Raw genomic sequence first — 15,453 nt, 5'->3', positions numbered from 1 at the left:
GCGATTTTGGAAGATGTGATTGCATCGTCGGCGATATCTAAAGGTGTACCAGCCTGTCCATTGCCGTCAATTGCCGTAGTGGTAAGAACTACGCCTGCCGTTGGGGCTGTCCATTGTGCTACACCAGCCACTGTGGTAAGAACTTCGCCATTAGTTGTAGAAGGGTTTATCTTGGCCTCTGTAACATTTGCATCCGCAATATCCTCAGCTAGTATTGTACCGTTCAATATCTCGTCCGTAGTTACCGCTCCTGTGTTGATATCGTCTGCGATAATGGTGTTTAGCGCGATTTTGGAAGATGTGATTGCATCGTCGGCGATATCTAAAGGTGTACCAGCCTGTCCATTGCCGTCAATTGCCGTAGTGGTAAGAACTACGCCTGCCGTTGGGGCTGTCCATTGTGCTACACCAGCCACTGTGGTAAGAACTTCGCCATTAGTTGTAGAAGGGTTTATCTTGGCCTCTGTAACATTTGCATCCGCAATATCCTCAGCTAGTATTGTACCGTTCAATATCTCGTCCGTAGTTACGGCCCCTGTGTTGATATCGTCTGCGATAATTGTGTTCAGTGCGATCTTGGAAGATGTAATTGCATTATCTTTAATGTTTAGGGTTACATCCGTGAAGGTGGCATTGGCACCTCCTGTAACGTCAAGATCTGTAGAAGTAATATCGCCAGTGCCACCTACGCCACTGACTTGGGCATCCACATAAGCCTTATTGACAGCATCTTGTGCATTGGTGGGGGTGTCTACATTAATAAGCTTGTTTCCACCAACATCAACATCGGCCGTAGCTGCCCCAAAACCACTTAAAGGAATACTGGTCTTATCTAAATCTAAATTGCCAACAGTTCCATTTTGAATTTTGTCGGTATTGATAGCATTATTAGCAATCTTAGCATTGGTTACTGCCCCGTTATTGATTTTAGCCGTTGTCACCGCACTATTGTTGATTTTTCCTGTGGTAATGGCATTATTGGCTATGGTTACCACTCCCGTGTTCGTAATGGTGGCATCCCCACCCATGGCAACGCCAGTGGCTACATTGGATGCATTGCCCACATAAATAGTACCATTGTTCAATGTACTTACGGCCCCTGTGGCATTGTCCACATATGTTTTTACCGCATTTTGAGTGGGGTAGCTGTCATCTGAAGTCCCTAAAAGAACATTAGGGTCTTTGTCGTCAATATGGTCGGCAATGGCCGTGGCATTGATACCTATATTGGTGGTATTCGAACCAATATTCAAGGCATTGCTTAAAATGTCCCCCGTATTTACACTTAGGGCATCGGTATTGTCCTGAATGCTCGTCAATATCGCGGTATCGTCATAATAGGCCCCACCGTCGAGGCCGATCAAAATGGCATTGTCCCCATCACCGCTTACAATATCGGTACTGGTGATATACCCCACCGTATTCGAAAGGTAGTCCTCGACCTCTACGTTGTTCAGGGCAAGCACCCCAACGGCGTTTTCTTCGAGTTCGTTCGCGCCTACGGCATCGTTGCCTATTTTATTCTGTCCTATACTATTGTCCTGAATGTCATCCCCATTGATGCCCCCATCCACGATCTGTTCGGTACGGATACTGTTCGGGGCCACCTCAATATGGTTGTCCTCCCCATTGGTGGTAATGACGATGGTGCTTCGGGTATTGATCAACGGTTCTGTGGTCAGGTTGGGAATGCCCCCCACTTCCTCACAGACATTGATCCATTCGGTACCGTTGTAATAATGAATGCATTGCAGGTCGGTATTGTAGACCACAGCCCCGGGTAAGGGGATAATGGTGTTCATTTCTGCCGTACTTACACGGGTGACCACCAAGACCCGGGAACCGCTTTCGAGTTCCAACACCGATGAAGGGTCTATGGTCTGGGGATTGTCCCCGATCTTGATCTGACCTTTGGCGGTTGTGGCCAATAAAAGTCCCAAAACCAGAAAAAATAGTGTTCTTTTCATACGTTTGTCTTAATTGCTGCTTTAATCGATTTTGCTACCCCATACCGTCGGATAGTGCCCTATTGTTCCAGGGAAATGCGCGCTTGGTGGCTTTTTTTCGGCCCCAACACCCCCTGTTTTGTTTCTTGTTCCTTATTTATACCACTCATAATGAATGTTTTCCTTTCGCAAACCATTCGGATCGAGGGCTAACAAAAATAGAATTATATCAATACATTGCTAACTTTAGGAGATAAAATAACCGCTTATTGGGTTGAAGGGTCAACCTTGGCGGATAAACACTTTCAGGCGAACGTATTTCCCCTCATGGGCAAGCCCGATTCCCGTTTTTTATTGGGTTGAAAACAAATTAACAAAAGTTTAGACCCGACTCCTTTTATAAACCGTTTAGTTGTGTTTTCTTTATATCTCCTAAAATTGACTTAATGAAAGGATTTTTACTCTCCGTATGTTGTTTGTTATTTGTGAGTGCAGGTTTTTCCCAGGAGGATGATGGCCGCAGCTTCCTTAGGGGGCAGGTACTCTACCGCAACAGTTTTGTACCCAATGAGAACGTGATCAATACCACCGCCCAGAACGCGACGATCACCAATGACAGGGGGGAGTTCGTAATTCGGGTAAAAGAGGGTGATGAGCTTATTTTTTCCGCGATCAATTACCAATTGCGCGTGGTGATCATTACCAAGGAGATCATCGAAAAAGGAAGATTGGTGGTCGAGGTGAATGAAAAAGTCACCGAATTGGACGAAGTGGTGGTGACGCCGGAACAGCAAGAAAAGTTCCTTCAGGTAAAGAACGAGCAATTCAAGGAGTACGAATATGATGTGGATCGATCTACCGAGGTAGAGAATATAGCCATGCCGCAATACCAGAGGGGTATGAAAGACGGTATTAATTTCGTGAACATATTCAAGGCGATGGTGAATACCAAAAAGACGCCGGAGGAAAAACGCGAACCTTTAAAATTAAGCCAGGTAATGCGTCAGGTTTACGATGATGAGTTTTTTGTAAATGACCTGCATTTGCCTCAAGACAAGATCGATGCCTTTTTGATCTATTGCGATAACCGGATGCGTACCAGTACCCTTTTGAAAAAGGAGAACGAATTCGAGTTGATCGAATTTTTGGTGAACCACAGTAAAACCTTTCTGAAGCAGATAGATGACGAGGAGTAGGTTACTTCTTCCCTTATTTTTCGTATTGGGTGCGGGTGTTGGCGCCCAGACCTTGCCCAGCAAACAGTTGGAAGGTCGGGTCTACAGCGACAGCGGTGATGTGGCCGCTACCCATGTCTTGAACGTTACCTCAAAAAAAGCCTCGATCACCGATCAGGACGGATTCTTTTCGATTACGGTCAGACTAAACGATACCTTGGTGTTTTCCGCAGTGCAGTACAAACGCAAGACCATGCGGGTTACCCAGTCCGTCTTGGAAAGTAAATTGCTCTATGTGCCTATGGAGGAGCTGATCAACCAGCTCGATGAAGTTATTGTAATGCCGTATAACCTTACCGGGAATATGGCCACCGATCTTGGCCGTACCATTATTGATCCCGTCGTCACTTCGTCTACCTTGGGCCTGCCCAATGCCTATGTAAAGCTGCCCACCAAGGCCGAAAGGGAATTGTTCGCCGCAACGGCCAATCCCATTATGAGTTTCGATCCCTTGATCAATGCGATCACGGGCCGTACCAAAATGTTGAAGCAGCGGGTAGCCAGAAACAAAACATACGAACGCACCCAGCGGGTACGCGCCTTTTATGCCGATTCACTCTATACGACCGAGTTTAAGATCCCACAGGGCAACATAGATGATTTTATGTACTTCTGTGAGGTCGATCCCGTGTTCCAGACCTTGGTCGATAGCCATGACCGGTTTAAAATCTGGGAATTTATGCGCAGGAAAAGTGTGGTATACCGGGAAAATAACAGGTTGGATTGAATGCCGGTCTGGCACGAAGATTGCTTAATTTTGATTGAAATTTTATAGGAAATGAAGTTTTTGAAAAAAAGTCTGGTGGTATTGCTTTTGCCTTTGTTGGCGTTTACGGTAGCCCACAAGTTTTATTTGAGTGTTACCAACGTTACCTATTCCGAAAAGGACCAGGCCATACAGATTACCTCACGTATATTTATCGATGATTTCGATGATGTGCTCCAAGAGCGGTATGGTATCGAATCGCAGTTGGCGACCCCATGGGAATCCGAACTGGCCGATGCCTACATCGAGAAGTACCTGAGGTCGAAATTCCTGGTTTACCTCAATGGGGAGCAACAGGAGTACGATTACTTAGGGAAGGAATACGATAACGATATAATGATATGTTATATCGAGATTCCCAAGGTGGCTGCCGATAGTATGGAGTCCATCACCATCCAGAGTGAACTACTGACTGATCTTTTTGAGGAACAGCAAAATGTGGTTCACTTGAAAATATTAAATCAAAAAAAGAGTTTTGTCCTTATTAGGGAGAATAATAAAGGAATGTTAAAAATGTAACAAGTTTTATCCAATCGTTTAAAAACCTTAATTTTCGCCCTTATTTAATTTAGTAAGTAGTCTATGAAAAGAATCAAGTATTGTTTTGCATCGATTTTCTTCTTGTTTGCTGCGGTTATGACTGCACAGGATGTTGAGCAAGGGGAAAGAGAACCAGGCCACACCAATCAAAGTAAGTTCAGACAAATGTACCAGGAGTTCGCCACTCCGAATACGTATCGTTCCGCATCCGGAACGCCGGGGCCGGACTATTACCAGCAACAGGCCGATTATAAGATAAATGTTGAGTTGGATGACAAGAATGCAAAGATCTATGGTTCAGAAACCATAACCTATATCAATAACTCCCCGGATGACCTCGAATTCCTTTGGTTGCAATTGGATCAGAACGTAAGGGCGAAGGATAGCAAATCCCCATTGCGGAATGGAGGAGGGGTTCCTTTGGCGGAACAACCCGAGGGTTTTATTGCGAAATACATGAAGCAACCCTTTGATGGTGGTTTCAATATAGAATATGTAAAGGATGATTCCGGCAAGCCGTTACCCTATACCATCAACCAGACCATGATGCGGGTAGACCTGCCTGAGGCCTTACAGAGTAAGGAGCAGATTTCGTTCTCGATCAAATGGTGGTATAATATTCCAGACCATACCATTGATAGGGCGCGATCAGGGTATGAGTATTTTTCCGAAGATGGTAACCGCTCGTATGTTATTGCCCAGTTCTTTCCTAGAATGGCCGTCTACAGTGATGTAGAAGGATGGCAAAACCATCAGTTTTGGGGTAGTGGTGAATTTGCCCTTCCCTTTGGTGATTATGAAGTGAATATCACTGTGCCTGCAGACCACATACTCGATGCGACGGGGGAACTTCAGAATAGAAAGGAAGTATTCACCAAGGAAATGATGAATCGCTATGAGAAGGCGAAGAAATCGTATGACAAACCGGTGATCATCGTCACCCAGGAAGAGGCTGAGGCCGCAGAGAAAGGTTTTTCCGAGAAAAAGAAAACATGGAAGTTCAAGGCCGAGAACGTAAGGGATTATGCCTTTGCCACTTCCCGAAAGTTCATTTGGGACATGCAGGCCGTTAAAATGGGTAAAAGGGATGTGATGGCCGTATCCTTATATCCCAAGGAGGGCAATCCGTTATGGGAGGAATATTCCACCATGGCGGTCGTACAAACATTGAAGACCTATTCAAAACACACTTTTGATTATCCTTATCCCAAGGCGATATCGGTGCATGCCAAGAACCAGGGAATGGAATATCCCATGATCTGCTGGAATTATGGTAGGCCCAATGAGGATGGTAGCTACTCCGACCGTACCAAATACGGCATGCTCAGTGTTATCATTCACGAAGTGGGCCATAACTTCTTCCCGATGATCGTCAACTCCGATGAGCGTCAGTGGGGCTGGATGGATGAAGGTTTGGATACCTTTATGCAATATTTGACCGAACAGGCCTTTGGGGAGGAACATCCAGAGGTGATAGCGCCCAACAAGGCCTATCCTTCAAGAAGGGGAGACCCAAGTAAGATCGTTCCGTATATGAGTGGGGATCAAAGTACGATGGCTCCGATCATGTCGAACCCTGAAAATGTATTCCAATTGGGAGCAAATGCCTATAGCAAGCCAGCCACGGCACTTAATATCCTAAGGGAGACCGTTATGGGTAGGGAGTTGTTCGACCATGCTTTTAAAACCTATGCCCAACGATGGAAGTTTAAACACCCGACCCCTGAGGATTTCTTTAGGACGATGGAAGATGCTTCCGCAGTGGATTTGGACTGGTACTGGAGAGGATGGTTCTATTCTACCGATTATGTCGATATTGGGGTAAAAGGAATCAAAAAATATTATGTTTCCGATAAACCCGGTAAAAAAATGCAGGAATATTTGGAAGCTAGGAACCTGACCACAGCCGATCTGCGACCATTGGTTTATCTGGCTGAGGAAGATAGTGAGGATTCCGATTCCAATCTCAAGGGGAAATCCCCTTCCGAAAATTCCGAGACCCTTAAGGAGTTCATGATGGATCATATGACCGCCGAAGAAAGGGCAGCCGTTAAAGAGCCTAAGTATTTTTACGAGATCACGTATGAGAAACCGGGAGGAATACCCATGCCATTGATCGTCGAGTATACCTATGCCGATGGTAGCAAGGAAGATATCACCTATCCCCCTGAAATCTGGAGAAAGAATGATGCAGAGGTGCAATTGGTGATTTCTACCCAAAGTGAATTGGTGGGTATCGTTGTGGATCCCAAGTCGGAAACCGCTGATATTGATCCGACCAACAATTCATGGCCAAGGAAAGAAGGGCAAAATGACTTTGATCGGTTTAAGCAAAACATCAAAGGCTGATCATCCTTAATTAAAAATAAATAAGTCCTGATGATAATATCATCGGGACTTTTTCAATTAGCAATTAATCTTCACTATATTTGACGTATGTATTCGATGTTATTTTTATTTATCAGCGGAGGTGAGATTTTCTTCATCATGTTCATCGTGGTGATGGTGTTTGGAGCCGATAAGATTCCAGGGATTGCCAAAGGCCTTGGAAAAGGGATGCGACAACTTAAGGATGCTACCGAGGATATAAAGCGGGAGATCCAGAAAAGCGCCGATAAACAAGGTGTCGATACCAGTTTTGTTAAGGATATACAAAAAGACATCCGGGATGTTAAGGACAATCTACAGTCCGGTATTGGTGGTGATCTGAAAAAAGGTATGGACGACGTTAAAAAGAATGTCGAGGATGTTACGGGATCTATAAAGCGACAATAAGAATTTACCTATGCTGGAAAGAATTCTGCAATGGGATAGGGAAACACTGATATATTTAAATAGTTTAGGGATAGAGGAGTACGATCATTTCTGGTCTACGATCACCAATATCTATACATGGATTCCCTTATTTTTGTTTTTTTTCGTCTTGATTTTTTGGAAATACAAACGAAGGGAGGCCCTATTCGTAACCTTGACCGTTTTGGCCCTGATCGGTTTTATCCTTATAGCCACCGACGTGACCAAAGGTTTTTTCGAAAGGATACGGCCCAATAATGATGCGGAAGTGAATCAATTGATCCGCATATTGCACCGTCCGTCCACATTTAGTTTTTTCTCGGGCCATTCGGCCAGTTCCTTTTCAATAACCACCTTGATCGTATTGTTCCTTAGGAAAAGGGTGAAGTGGTGTTGGGTGTTCTATATCTGGCCCCTGTTGTTTGCATTGAGTAGGATTTATGTAGGGGTACATTACCCCGGGGATATTATTGTCGGTGCCCTGGTGGGAGCCGGGTCGGCATTTTTATTTTATAGCATTTACGTTCGTATTATCGTACCCTACTTAGGGTTAACCCATCCCTAATGGGGAGCAACACGGTTTCAATCCGTGGATCGTCCTTCAACATTCGATTGTATTCCAAAAGAATTTTAGTGGTCTTGTCCTTGTCCTTTATGGGTTCAACCACTTTGCCAGACCACAAGACATTGTCGGAAAGAATAATACTCCCAGAGGTCGTTTTCTGTAGGGCTACCTCAAAGTAATTGGGATATTCCTTTTTTTCGGCATCTATGAATACGAGGTCGAAGGTGAGGTCGAGGGTAGGGATGATTTTAAGGGCATCTCCGGTGTGTTGTGTGATTTGGGGACCAAATGGACTTTGGTCAAAATATTTACGCTGTATGGTGCTTAGTTCCTCATTGACATCAATGGTGTGCAATTGACCGTCTTTGGGGAGCCCTTCGGCAAGACATAAGGCCGAATAACCCGTATAGGTCCCGATTTCAAGAATATTGGTAGGGCGTATGATCTTGGATAAAAGGCTTAGGACCCTTCCTTGAAAATGTCCCGTGATCATTCTAGGCTGAATGACCTTGACGTGGGTTTCCCGGGAAAGTGCCTTTAATAATTCAGGTTCGTTTTCCGAATGGTCCTGAATGTAATCCTCGATCACAGATGACAGAAAATGCATGCGTAATTTTTTTGTAAAAGTATGTAATTATGAACTATCTTGAAATTTCAATAGATTGATGTTTTAATGTAAGTAGCTATGGACAGTATAATAATTAGGGCGGCGGTCCTTGATGATCTGGAGGTATTGCGGAATTTTGAACAAGGGGTGATCAAGGCAGAAAGACCCTTGGATGTTACCCTAGGGCCCGATCCCATATCGTATTATGATCTAAAGGCATTGATCTTGAATGATGAGGCCCATCTCGTGGTGGCCGAGTTGGGGGGGAAGGTGATCGCATCGGGTTATGCCCTGATCAAAACGGCAAAACCATATTTGATACATGACCGTTATTCGTATTTGGGTTTTATGTACACCGCACCCGAATATCGGGGAAGGGGAGTAAACACAAAAGTTTTGGAAAGTTTAAAGGAATGGTCGTATGCCAAGGGATTGAAAGAAATCAGATTGGATGTCTATAAGGGTAACGAAAGTGCCATCAGGGCTTACGAAAAGGCTGGATTCAAGAAGCATATGGTCGAAATGCGTTTGGAATAACCGTAGCGGTAATGCACTCTTTTTTTAATCTGAAATTGTACTTTTGAATAAAAGAATACGATGCAATTTCAGAATACACTCCCCTTTGCGCAGCAATTGGATGCTGCGGACGAACTTCAAGACTATAGAAAGGAATTCCATTTTCCCAAGATAGATGGTAAGCAGGTCATTTATTTTACGGGAAACTCCTTGGGATTACAGCCTAAATTGGCCCAGTCCTACGTTGATGAGATCATGAACGATTGGAAAGAACTGGGGGTCGAGGGACATTTTCATTCCGACAAACCTTGGTGGGACTACCATGAGCGTTTGGCCGCCCCATTGGCAAAGATCGTGGGTGCCCATGCAGAAGAGGTTTCCGTGATGAATACCTTGAGTGTCAACCTACATTTACTGTTGGTGTCCTTTTATCGGCCCACAAAGACCCGCTTTAAGATTTTATGTGAAGAAAAGGCCTTCCCCAGTGATCAATACCTGTTGCAGAGCCAAGTGCGCTTTCATGGTTTAGACCCCGAAGAGGCCATCGTTGAGGTTCAAAAAAGGGAAGGGGAGCATTTTTGGCGTACCGAGGATATCCTATCCAAAATAGGGGAATTGGGCGATGAGCTCGCCCTGGTCTTGATCGGTGGGGTGAACTACTATAACGGTCAGGTGTTTGATATGGAGTCCATTACCAAGACCGGTAAGGGGGCGGGTGCCATGGTCGGATGGGACCTGGCCCATGCCGCAGGGAACATTGCCTTGGAATTGCACGACTGGGATGTCGATTTTGCCGCATGGTGCAGTTATAAATATATGAATAGTGGTCCGGGAAATGCTTCGGGCGTATTCATTAATAAAAAACATTTGGGTAAGGACGATATACCCCGGTTTGAAGGCTGGTGGGGAACGAAAAAGGAAACCCGGTTTTTGATGAAGCCCGTTTTTGAACCTATGGCAACGGCCGATGCTTGGCAGATCAGTAATCCACCGGTATTGGCATTGGCCCCGTATTTGGCTTCCTTACAGCTTTTTGAGGCTGTGGGGATGGACGCCTTGATTGCAAAAAGAAACCAAATCGTGGCCTATTTGGAGTTTATACTCCATGGGATTGCCCAAGAAGTAAAAGGGAGCTTCGAGATCATTACCCCTAAGGAACGCGGATGCCAATTGTCGGTTTTGCTGCACGGCCATGGTAGACCTTTGTTCGACTACCTCATGCAACACGGGGTGTTGGCCGATTGGCGGGAACCCAACGTCATTCGATTGGCACCAGTGCCTTTTTACTGTTCCTATGAGGATATGTTCCGATTCGGACAGATATTAAAGGATGGTATATTGCTACAAAACGATTAGTGGTCAACCGCTATTTTAAGTAGTTTTACGGCTCTAGCACCGCAAAAAAAATGAATTCACTTCGATTGATCCTAAGCAATCCGCGCTATTTTGGGCCGGCTTGGGTATTTGCCAGTATAAATATTCTTTTTGGTACCTGGGTGATCTACATTCCCTCGGTAAAGGAAAAATTGGGGGTCGACAAGGCCGATTTGGGTATTGCCATCTTTTTTTTATCCTTTGGGATATTCACCATTTTTCCCATTGCGTCCAAGATCATCAATAAGATCGGGGTAGGGAAGGCGACTGCCTTTGGTGTTGTATGTAGCAGTGTCATGGCCCTATTTCCCCTATTGGCACCCAATTATTATGCACTGATGGCCGGACTCTATCTGTTTGGGGCATGTACTGGTTTTACCGATATCGCCATGAATACCTTGGTGGCGGAGATTGAGAAGGAGGACAAGAAAATGTTCATGTCCGCCGTTCATGGTTTTTTTAGTTTGGGGGGTGTTTTGGCAGGACTGGGAAGTTTTTTTATCCTATCCATTGGAAACCCCGCGGTACATATGCTTTTGGCGGTTATTGTAGTGCTTGTGGTGAATGCCGTTTTTTTTAAATATTATTATCATGTTAAGGCAGCCCCGGTGGATAAGGAGCCTTTTAATATAAAACTCTTTAAACCATTGCTTGTCATTGGTATTGTCTCCTTTGTTGCCATGGGGAGTGAGGGGGCGATCATCGACTGGAGCGGTCTGTACCTAAAGGAAGTGGGGTTTGCCCCAGAGGCCCTTTGGGGAGCAGGATTTTTGGGATTTCAAATAACCATGACCTTGGGCCGTTTTGTGGGGGATGCCATAAGTACGAGGATAGGCTCGATAAAGATGGTTGTTTTGGGGGCCATAATCGCCATTGTCGGTTATGTGTTGATACTCTCCACATCGACCTATCTGGCCATTACGGGGTTTGCTGTTTGTGGATTGGGGTATTCGGTGCTGGCGCCCGTACTATATCGTATTGGTGGTAATGTAAAGGGAATCGATTCCTCCCAGGGAATCTCATTTATAGCCGGAATGGGGTATACGGGTTTTTTGGTTGCCCCACCCATTTTGGGCTTTGTTGCCAAAAAATATTCCTTGGTTACCTGTTTTGTGATCTTATTGGGCTGTGCCGTACTTATTTTATTGGCCACCTTCGTTTTGAATCGAAAACGAGTGGAATCTTAAAGCAAGTTTATTTTTTCTTTACTTCCAGATTGGTGAAAAATAAGGTAAACCCTTCCTCATTGGTATGGGTTTGGGCAATCTGGAGTCCGCCTTTTTCAATATAATCCTCCCAAGTGGTCACTAGGGAAGCTTCCGGTTGGTTTTCCTTTCGATAGACCCATTCCTTGATCAGATAGTCGTCCCCAAAGAAAAAATCATAGGCATCACCCGGGGTATACCCCCCCTCGGAACCATAGACCATGGTTAATTTGTGCATGGGCTTCTTGCTTAGTGGCGCCATTTCGTTTTCGTGATGCTCATAAGTGTAGTTCCCTTTATCCCATACAAGATTGAAGGGGGCCAACAACCAAAACTTGTCATTGATGAATCCACCATTGATCGTATGGGTAATACTATCGCGTTGTGACCTTTGGTAGGTAACCGTATCCTTCTGTGTTATTGAGGTAACTTGGTTGTTGTCGATGTTCCAGATCCAACTGCGCTCAAAATGGGAACTGTCCCGGTCCACATTAAAGGTAAAACGCAGCTCGCCAACATTTTCCCAGGACTTGAAGCCATGGGCATTGGCTATCTTTTCTACTAAGGTATATGTCTTTTCCGCTGCGGGTTTAACCTCTTTCTTTTCCGTTTTGCAACCGATAAATAGGAGGGACAACAGGATGAGCTTGCTTATTTTCATGATCAAGTGGTTTGTTCAAATATAATGGAATCGTACTGAAAAAGGGAGGCCGGGGAGTAGCAATATAGACGCTGTTCGGTTTTTTTTGAACGATATGGAAATCCTTCGTTTGGTCAAGGCTCCAGATCTATGGGGGATAACGGTGTAAATGGGTCGGGGCCAATAGGTAAGCGATGATGTTTTTTAATGTAATTCGATGCGCAGGATATCGGTATATTTTTAATAAAATGCTTAGTTTTGGGTTATTAAAAAAATTAAGATGAGTTCGAAAAAGGGAAAAGTACAGGAAGCAATAGATGAAAAGTTATTGGAGGAACGCAAGGTTTTTCTTTGGGGCATGGTCGATGATGAATCTGCCAAGCACGTAATCGATCGTCTGATGTATCTGGATATGCAGAATAACAAAGAGATCCAGTTGTTCATTAATAGTCCTGGAGGATATGTAACCTCAGGTTTTGCGATGTACGATACGATAAAGGCATTGAAAAGTCCAGTGTCTACCATTTGTGCCGGTCTAGCGGCTTCCATGGGGTCGATATTACTCTCAGTGGGTAAAAAGGGAAGAAGGTTCATTCAGCCCCATGCCCAAGTGATGATCCACCAACCTAGTGGTGGTGCTAGGGGACAGGCTTCGAATATAGAGATCCAGGCGAAGGAAATCATTAAGACCAAAGAATTGAGCGCTAGGATCCTTGCCGATAATTGTGGGCAGGATTATGAGAAAGTACTCAAGGATTTTGATAGGGATTATTGGATGAACGCTGAGGAGTCTATCGCTTACGGTATTGTAGACGGTATTTTGGAATAGCCCAAGGGCCTTAACCGATAAAGGAAAAAGTCCTTCGCAATCGAATTGTGAAGGACTTTTTTTTGTGATATATATAGACGCCGAAGCGGAAAGTACTATATATACGTAGAAAGAGGTGGTTTTGGATGTTTTAAAAAAAAATATTTGCCCTTGTGGTGTAAGATGATGCCCAATGGCAACATCTGGAAGACGGCAGGGCATTACAGTTTATTTTATTAAATTTACATACTAACCCTTATTTTCCCCTATTTATAATGAAACAACAACCAAAGAACATTGCCATTGTAGGATCTGGTTTGGTAGGTTCCCTATTGGCCATTTATCTTAAAAAGTATGGGCATACCGTAACCGTATTTGACCGTAGGCCCGATATTCGAACCATTGTTTTTTCCGGGCGTTCCATTAACTTGGCAATGAGTGATAGGGGGTGGAAGGCGCTGTCTGAGATCGGTATCGAGGAGGAAATCAAAAAGATAGCCATACCCTTGGACAAAAGGGCCATGCATGTCGTGGGAAAGCCAGTGTACTTTCAGAAATATGGACATGATGGGGAGGCAATCTGGTCTATTTCACGGGGGGTGTTGAATCGTCGAATGATCGATTTGGCCGAAAAATCAGGGGTTATCTTTAAATTCGAGGAAAAGGTTTGGGACGTTGATCTACCTGAAGCCCAATTGTATACCGGGGATACGGAAAAAGGGGAGTGGCAAGAATACAAATTCGATTTGATATTTGGGTGTGACGGTGCATTTTCAAGGGTACGGCACAAAATGCAACGCCGTAGCCGGTTTGATTACTCCCAGGATTTTATTGATGTCGGCTATAAGGAGTTGACCATTGCGGCCAATGCCGATGGCACCCATAAGTTGGATGCCAATTCCTTCCACATCTGGCCAAGGGGCAAATACATGTTTATCGCCATGCCGAATTTGGATGGTAGCTTTACCTGTACCTTGTTCATGCCTTTTGAGGGTGATGTTTCCTTTGAAAGTATCAAGACCAAGGAAGAGGCCAAGGCGTTTTTTAAAATCAACTTCCCGAGTGTCGATCATGAAATTGAGAATTTGGCCACCGACTTCTTTAAAAACCCGACCAGTGCCATGGTCACTATGAAATGTTATCCATGGACCTATTGGGACAAAGTGGCCCTAGTGGGTGATTCGGCCCATGCCGTGGTTCCTTTTTACGGGCAGGGTATGAATGCCGGTTTTGAGGATATTTATGCGCTCAATAAGATCATAAAGCAATATGGGGACGATTGGGAGGCTATTTTCCAAGCGTATCAAAAAGAGCGAAAACCCAACGCTGATGCTATTGCGGAACTGAGTTATCGCAATTTTATGGAGATGAGCAGTAAAACTGCAGATCCCAAATTCCTATTGCAGAAAAAGATAGAGAAAAGGTTTGCGGATAAATATCCTGATAAATGGATTCCCTTGTATTCCAGGGTTACTTTCTCGGACCGACCTTATGCCGAGGCTTTGGCAATGGGCGATGAACAGGAAAAAATCATGGAACATATCATGGCTATTCCTGATATCGAGGAAAAATGGGATGGTGCCGAAGTGGAGGCCAAGATTTTGGGGATGCTATAATATACCCCATAAAAAAAGGCCATCTATACGACGGCCTTTTTATTGTATGTGTGGTTGTTCTTAAATCTTAGCGAACAATTTTTCCATTTTTTCTTGTTCTTCCTCTGCCAAAACAGGGTCTACCAATATTCTTCCACTATGCTCATCGGTGATGATTTTTTTTCTGGAAGCGATCTCTACCTGAACCTGTGGGGGTATGGTAAAGAAAGAACCTCCTGAAGCACCCCTTTCAATAGGTACGACAGCTAGACCGTTTTTTACACTGTTCCTGATTCGTGCATAGGCACTCACCAAACGATCCTCGATTTGCTCTTGGAATTCCAAGGATTTGTTTAAAAGTGCTTTTTCCTCTTTCTCGGTCTCTGCCAAGATAGCGTCCAATTCACTTTTCTTATGTTTTAAATGGGCATCACGCTCACTTAATTTCTCTTTGGTCTGCGAAATGACTTCTTTTTTCTGTTCAATTTGAACCTTGAACTCCTTAATGTTCTTCTCAGCAAGTTGTATTTCCAATTCCTGGAACTCCAACTCCTTGCTTATGGAATTGAATTCCCTGCTGTTACGGACATTTTTTTGTTGTTCGGTATATTTCTTGATTAATGTTTTGGATTCATCGATCAAATTCTTTTTAGCAGTAATTTCGAAGTTTATGGTCTCCAAATCGGTCTTGAGCTTATCCAATCTGGTTTTAAGCCCCAGTACATCATCTTCCAAATCCTCGACCTCCAAGGGTAGCTCACCTCTAACATTGCGTATTTCATCAACTCTAGAATCGATTAATTGCAGGTCGTACAATGCCCTTAGCTTCTCTTCTACGGTTACTTCACCTTTTTTTGCCATAC

General features: G+C 44.3%; 15 protein-coding genes. 11 read left to right on the top strand and 4 right to left on the bottom strand.

The window, feature by feature from the left end; all coding sequences use genetic code 11:
- Positions 1-1,967, bottom strand: a 1,967-nt coding sequence (locus HPE56_RS18820; RefSeq protein WP_223170376.1) for a beta strand repeat-containing protein, incomplete at its 3' end; no start/stop codon positions are given.
- Between the two features lie 425 nt (positions 1,968-2,392).
- Between HPE56_RS18820 and HPE56_RS18815 the strand changes: the two genes are divergently transcribed.
- From HPE56_RS18815 to HPE56_RS18790, 6 genes are all read left to right on the top strand, one after another.
- Positions 2,393-3,142 (top strand): hypothetical protein, encoded by a 750-nt coding sequence (locus HPE56_RS18815; protein WP_188245283.1) that lies wholly within the window; start codon positions 2,393-2,395, stop codon positions 3,140-3,142.
- A complete protein-coding gene (locus HPE56_RS18810) occupies positions 3,129-3,908 on the top strand; it encodes a carboxypeptidase-like regulatory domain-containing protein (protein WP_223170375.1) in 780 nt (259 codons plus the stop codon). The genes HPE56_RS18815 and HPE56_RS18810 overlap by 14 nt, the downstream gene beginning before the upstream one ends.
- A 51-nt stretch (positions 3,909-3,959) precedes the next feature.
- Entirely contained in the window at positions 3,960-4,466 is a 507-nt protein-coding gene (locus HPE56_RS18805; RefSeq protein WP_188245282.1) for a DUF6702 family protein, read from the top strand.
- 63 nt (positions 4,467-4,529) lie between these two features.
- Entirely contained in the window at positions 4,530-6,836 is a 2,307-nt protein-coding gene (locus tag HPE56_RS18800; RefSeq protein ID WP_188245281.1) for a M1 family metallopeptidase, read from the top strand.
- Between the two features lie 87 nt (positions 6,837-6,923).
- Positions 6,924-7,262, top strand: coding sequence for a Sec-independent protein translocase subunit TatA/TatB (locus HPE56_RS18795; RefSeq protein ID WP_188245280.1), 339 nt, complete (start codon positions 6,924-6,926; stop codon positions 7,260-7,262).
- A gap of 10 nt (positions 7,263-7,272) precedes the next feature.
- Positions 7,273-7,845 (top strand): phosphatase PAP2 family protein, encoded by a 573-nt coding sequence (locus HPE56_RS18790; protein WP_188245279.1) that lies wholly within the window; start codon positions 7,273-7,275, stop codon positions 7,843-7,845.
- On the opposite strand, the gene HPE56_RS18785 is transcribed toward HPE56_RS18790, so the two are convergent.
- On the bottom strand, positions 7,811-8,452 hold the full coding sequence (locus tag HPE56_RS18785; RefSeq protein ID WP_188245278.1) for an O-methyltransferase: 642 nt from the start codon (positions 8,450-8,452) through the stop codon (positions 7,811-7,813). The two genes, HPE56_RS18790 and HPE56_RS18785, sit on opposite strands and share 35 nt — an antisense overlap.
- A 78-nt stretch (positions 8,453-8,530) precedes the next feature.
- Here HPE56_RS18785 and HPE56_RS18780 point away from each other — a divergent pair, with 78 nt between their 5' ends.
- Genes HPE56_RS18780 through HPE56_RS18770 form a run of 3 tightly spaced genes read left to right on the top strand, consistent with a single transcriptional unit; the run spans position 8,531 to position 11,529 of the window.
- Positions 8,531-8,989, top strand: a complete 459-nt coding sequence (locus HPE56_RS18780) for a GNAT family N-acetyltransferase (RefSeq protein WP_188245277.1) — start codon at positions 8,531-8,533, stop codon at positions 8,987-8,989.
- Positions 8,990-9,049: 60 nt separating this feature from the next.
- A complete protein-coding gene (gene kynU, locus HPE56_RS18775; RefSeq protein WP_188245276.1) occupies positions 9,050-10,324 on the top strand; it encodes a kynureninase in 1,275 nt (424 codons plus the stop codon).
- 50 nt (positions 10,325-10,374) lie between these two features.
- Positions 10,375-11,529, top strand: coding sequence for an MFS transporter (locus HPE56_RS18770; protein WP_188245275.1), 1,155 nt, complete (start codon positions 10,375-10,377; stop codon positions 11,527-11,529).
- Positions 11,530-11,536: 7 nt separating this feature from the next.
- On the opposite strand, the gene HPE56_RS18765 is transcribed toward HPE56_RS18770, so the two are convergent.
- Positions 11,537-12,208, bottom strand: a complete 672-nt coding sequence (locus HPE56_RS18765; RefSeq protein ID WP_188245274.1) for a hypothetical protein — start codon at positions 12,206-12,208, stop codon at positions 11,537-11,539.
- Positions 12,209-12,467: 259 nt separating this feature from the next.
- Between HPE56_RS18765 and HPE56_RS18760 the strand changes: the two genes are divergently transcribed.
- Both HPE56_RS18760 and HPE56_RS18755 read left to right on the top strand, forming a co-directional pair.
- The gene (locus HPE56_RS18760; RefSeq protein WP_188245273.1) at positions 12,468-13,016 is read left to right on the top strand and encodes a ClpP family protease; all 549 of its coding nucleotides are present in this window, start codon (positions 12,468-12,470) and stop codon (positions 13,014-13,016) included.
- A gap of 254 nt (positions 13,017-13,270) precedes the next feature.
- Positions 13,271-14,611, top strand: coding sequence for an FAD-dependent oxidoreductase (locus HPE56_RS18755; protein WP_188245272.1), 1,341 nt, complete (start codon positions 13,271-13,273; stop codon positions 14,609-14,611).
- A gap of 60 nt (positions 14,612-14,671) precedes the next feature.
- Here HPE56_RS18755 and HPE56_RS18750 read toward each other — a convergent pair whose 3' ends face one another.
- Entirely contained in the window at positions 14,672-15,451 is a 780-nt protein-coding gene (locus tag HPE56_RS18750; RefSeq protein ID WP_188245271.1) for a zinc ribbon domain-containing protein, read from the bottom strand.
- Positions 15,452-15,453: the final 2 nt, after the last annotated feature.

The sequence above is a fragment of the Maribacter aquimaris genome (assembly GCF_014596745.1).
In the GTDB taxonomy this organism is placed as follows: domain Bacteria; phylum Bacteroidota; class Bacteroidia; order Flavobacteriales; family Flavobacteriaceae; genus Maribacter_A; species Maribacter_A aquimaris.
This window is presented reverse-complemented; position numbering and strand designations above follow the sequence as displayed.

Excerpts from the sequence above, each read along its gene's own strand:
- HPE56_RS18770 (WP_188245275.1), top strand. The coding sequence starts at position 10,375 with ATGAATTCACTTCGATTGATCCTAAGCAATCCGCGCTATTTTGGGCCG.
- HPE56_RS18765 (WP_188245274.1), bottom strand. The coding sequence starts at position 12,208 with ATGAAAATAAGCAAGCTCATCCTGTTGTCCCTCCTATTTATCGGTTGC.
- HPE56_RS18790 (WP_188245279.1), top strand. The coding sequence starts at position 7,273 with ATGCTGGAAAGAATTCTGCAATGGGATAGGGAAACACTGATATATTTA.
- HPE56_RS18760 (WP_188245273.1), top strand. The coding sequence starts at position 12,468 with ATGAGTTCGAAAAAGGGAAAAGTACAGGAAGCAATAGATGAAAAGTTA.
- HPE56_RS18795 (WP_188245280.1), top strand. The coding sequence starts at position 6,924 with ATGTATTCGATGTTATTTTTATTTATCAGCGGAGGTGAGATTTTCTTC.
- HPE56_RS18755 (WP_188245272.1), top strand. The coding sequence starts at position 13,271 with ATGAAACAACAACCAAAGAACATTGCCATTGTAGGATCTGGTTTGGTA.
- HPE56_RS18750 (WP_188245271.1), bottom strand. The coding sequence starts at position 15,451 with ATGGCAAAAAAAGGTGAAGTAACCGTAGAAGAGAAGCTAAGGGCATTG.
- kynU (WP_188245276.1), top strand. The coding sequence starts at position 9,050 with ATGCAATTTCAGAATACACTCCCCTTTGCGCAGCAATTGGATGCTGCG.
- HPE56_RS18805 (WP_188245282.1), top strand. The coding sequence starts at position 3,960 with ATGAAGTTTTTGAAAAAAAGTCTGGTGGTATTGCTTTTGCCTTTGTTG.
- HPE56_RS18815 (WP_188245283.1), top strand. The coding sequence starts at position 2,393 with ATGAAAGGATTTTTACTCTCCGTATGTTGTTTGTTATTTGTGAGTGCA.
- HPE56_RS18810 (WP_223170375.1), top strand. The coding sequence starts at position 3,129 with ATGACGAGGAGTAGGTTACTTCTTCCCTTATTTTTCGTATTGGGTGCG.
- HPE56_RS18780 (WP_188245277.1), top strand. The coding sequence starts at position 8,531 with ATGGACAGTATAATAATTAGGGCGGCGGTCCTTGATGATCTGGAGGTA.
- HPE56_RS18785 (WP_188245278.1), bottom strand. The coding sequence starts at position 8,452 with ATGCATTTTCTGTCATCTGTGATCGAGGATTACATTCAGGACCATTCG.
- HPE56_RS18800 (WP_188245281.1), top strand. The coding sequence starts at position 4,530 with ATGAAAAGAATCAAGTATTGTTTTGCATCGATTTTCTTCTTGTTTGCT.